This is a genomic window from Cyanobium sp. NIVA-CYA 375, from assembly GCF_056108345.1.
The window spans coordinates 1-1,530 of the sequence record NZ_JBSYHW010000198.1 but is presented as its reverse complement, the minus strand read 5'-3'; the positions used below and the strand labels follow the sequence as shown (position 1 = coordinate 1,530).

1 protein-coding gene is annotated in these 1,530 nt (G+C 64.1%); it reads right to left on the bottom strand.

Annotated features, from left to right (window positions below; translation table 11 throughout):
• Positions 1-134: 134 nt before the first annotated feature.
• Positions 135-1,530: IS66 family transposase (tnpC, locus tag AC01FP_RS17510; protein WP_474481995.1), on the bottom strand; the 1,396-nt coding region annotated here is incomplete at its 5' end.

Genomic DNA, 1,530 nt, shown 5'->3' with positions numbered 1-1,530 from the left:
GTAACCGTTCACGGGGCGTGCCGGCCTGACCTTGACATGACATAGGCAGTCACCACTTCATGATTGATGCGCAGCTCTTTTGCTCAGCCTCTCAGCGCGCACCTTTCACTGCTCTGGTCGCTCTGCCTGTGCCCCTATTTTGCTGGAGGCAGCAGGCTTGGCGCCGGCAGTCCGTGGTAATGGGCATTCCATGCCTCAACCAGACATTCCAACACGTCACGGCCCTGCTGTTTCAGGCTTGTGGTCACTGTCAATAGACGACTGTGGCAAAGGCCACCCCGCCGGGATTGGACGCCGTAACTGAGTTTTCGGTGGATCACCGCCGGTCTGAGCGCCCGTTCCGCAGCGTTGTTCGTCGGTTCCACATCGGGATGCTCCAGGAAGGTCCATAGGGCTGGCGCCAGGTTGAGGATCTGCCGGCAGGTGCGCACCGTGGTGGCCCAGGGAGTCTTCTCCCCTTTGTGAAAGCCCAGATCGCTCGCTTCCTGCAGCTTGCTCTCAAAGGCCTGGCGGATCGGCGCCGTGAGGGATTGCAGTTCTTGCCTGTCGATCTCGCCGTCTCGCCAGCGATGCCACTGATGGAACAACTGGGTCTCCAGCTCCAGCAGATCCCGCCCCACCGGGGCGCTGACGCCGGAGCGTTCCGCGATGGCAGTGAGATCCCGCTTGATGTGGGCCCAGCAGAGCTGCCTTTGCTCCAGCGGCAGCCAGCTGTAGGCGCTGTAGCGATCGGAGACCACAATGCCGCCGTAGTTGTCGCCCAGCAGTTGGCGGGCCGCCTGCGCCGAGCGGCTGAGCACCTGCTGAAACACGGTGAGTACGGGGGTGACCATCACCCATAACCACCCACGGCGGCCGTCGGGGTTGTTGCCATCCGCGTTGCCCATCGGGCCGCCCGTCTCATCGATGTGCGCCACCTTCTCGCGGCGGATCGCGGCGGCGGCCTCCTCCACCAGTGCCGCCAGGCTGTCTGAGAGCCGGCAGCGGATGCTGTTGATGGCACCGGTACTGGCCTCGATCCCCAGCACCTGATCCAGCAAGCCCTGCACCTTGCGATGGCTGAGGTGATACACGCTGCCCAACAGCCCCACCAGGGAACTGAGTCGTGGGCCGTAGCCACTGCTCTCCACACCCACAGGCAGCTGTGCGCAGGTGGTCGTATGGCAGTGGGGGCAGACGAGGCGATGCAGCTGGTGCTCGATCACGAACGGCACGATCGGCGGGATGTCGACCACCTGGTGGCGGACCGGTGCCGGATCATCCCCACGCAGAGGCTCGCCACAACCGCGGCAGTGGCTGGGATGATGGGGAATCAGGTCCTTGCACTGCTCGGAAGGAAGCAGGTTGCGGCCTGCACCGGGATGGCCCTCCTGGCCACCGCGCTTGCGACCAGAGGCTTTGCTCTTCCCCTTGCCTGTGGGCTTAAAACCGCTGCCGTCACTGGATGGAGGCTTTGAGGAGTTCCTGGAGCTGCGGCCCATCTGCTCTTCCAGCTGGGTGACACGGGCGGACAGTGTTTCCAGCTGGGTG